Raw genomic sequence first — 220 nt, 5'->3', positions numbered from 1 at the left:
AAAAATCTCTGCAGGCTTGTAGCTCAGGTGGTTAGAGCGCACCCCTGATAAGGGTGAGGTCGGTGGTTCAAGTCCACTCAGGCCTACCAAACTCCTTTTAAGGATGAGCGGTACAGAGATTGCAAACGATGGGGCTATAGCTCAGCTGGGAGAGCGCCTGCTTTGCACGCAGGAGGTCTGCGGTTCGATCCCGCATAGCTCCACCATCTTTTACTGCGAA

The 220-nt window shown here is 53.6% G+C and carries 2 tRNA genes; both read left to right on the top strand.

Going from position 1 to position 220, the window contains the following annotated elements:
• Nucleotides 1-12 precede the first annotated feature (12 nt).
• Nucleotides 13-89, top strand: a tRNA-Ile gene (locus ACZ6J2_RS21970).
• A gap of 41 nt (nt 90-130) precedes the next feature.
• Nucleotides 131-206 (top strand) — tRNA-Ala (locus tag ACZ6J2_RS21965).
• Nucleotides 207-220 lie beyond the last annotated feature (14 nt).

The organism is Enterobacter sp. E14S (genome assembly GCF_055666685.1).
The sequence above is the reverse complement of the archived record's forward strand: the minus strand, read 5'-3'. Positions and strand labels throughout refer to the sequence as shown.